The following is a 1,364-nucleotide window of genomic DNA, read 5'->3' as shown; positions in this document are numbered from 1 at the left end:
GATACTGTTGTCTTTGCTCTCCTGTCCGATAAGGCCATGTTGTATGATGCTGATCCTCTACTGTCTGTATGTGACGATACTGAGATAACCATCTCTGGATACTTTTGCATCACCTGTACCAACTTGTCCAACTCAAATGCTGCTTGTGAGGTAATGTTAGACTTGTCAAAATCAAAATAAATTGGGTCTAAGTTTACTCTGTCCACTGCCACTATCTCTTCTATTGGGTCTAGTGCTATAGCTACTGCTACTTCTTCTTCCTCTGAGCCTTCTACTGTTACTCTTTTACTCTCATATCCGTCCATAGACACCTCAAGGGCTGAACCTTCTCCGCACTCTACAATGAACTCTACAGTACCGTCCGAATCGGTTACTTTTGACAATACTTTATTCCCCTTACTATCATACATCGTTACTGATGCTGCGTTAATTGGGTTACCTGTCTTTGAATCGGTTACTGTTCCTGTGATAAGTACATCACATAATGGTTGTAGTTTCTTAATAGCATAAATATCATCGCTTCCTACTCCACCTTCTCTGTTTGATGAGACAAAGCCTTCTCCGCTTTCTTCATCTAATCTAAATGCAAAGTCATCAGCATTACTATTGATTGGCACTCCTATGTTTCTAACTGGTGCCATCTTACCGTCTATCTCCTTGGTATGGAATACATCTAGGTTTCCTAAGCCCAAGTGACCGTTTGATGAGAAGTACAGCGTTCCGTTACTGCTTATATAAGGAAACATCTCTTGTCCTTGCGTGTTTACCTTCTGTCCTAGGTTCTCTGCTTCTCCTAATGTACCATCATCGTTGATGCTTGCCTTGTAGATATCAAAAAGACCATAGCCACCTGGCATATTAGATGCAAAGTATAATGTCTTTCCGTCTGCGCTTACTGATGGGTTTTTTACTGAGTAGTTCTCACTGTTGATTGCAAAGCCTTCTACATTGCTCCACTTATCGCCTTCTTTGGTTGCTTTGAACAATTGCAGTACACTGTATCTGTTTTTGGTGATGGAATCTTTCTCGTACATCTTCTCAAAGAAACTTTCTCTTGAAAAGTACATTGTATTTCCATCTGGTGAAAATGATACCAGTCCTTCATGATACTTTGTGTTTACCTTATCTTCTACTAATGCTGCTGCTAGATAAGTTCCATCTGCATTCTTTGACATTTCATAAATATCTAAAAATGGCTCTTCGTTCCAGCCATAGGTTCTACGTGAGGTGTTTCTTGCTGATGTAATGTACAGCTTACCGTCTTGTAGCGTTCCTCCAAAGTCAGAATACTTGCTGTTAAAGCCCATATTTTGGATATTGAACTTCTTGCCTTTTTCTAATATCTTTGGTAGATAGTCTGGATT

1 protein-coding gene is annotated in these 1,364 nt (G+C 39.9%); it reads right to left on the bottom strand.

Annotated elements, in window-relative coordinates:
• Positions 1 to 1,364 (bottom strand): OmpA family protein (locus DMZ43_RS14815; RefSeq protein ID WP_131509087.1); only part of this gene is annotated, 1,364 nt, incomplete at both ends.

Origin of the sequence: Meridianimaribacter sp. CL38, from assembly GCF_004328055.1 — a bacterium.
In the GTDB taxonomy this organism is placed as follows: Bacteria; Bacteroidota; Bacteroidia; order Flavobacteriales; family Flavobacteriaceae; genus Gaetbulibacter_B; species Gaetbulibacter_B jejuensis.
This window is presented reverse-complemented; position numbering and strand designations above follow the sequence as displayed.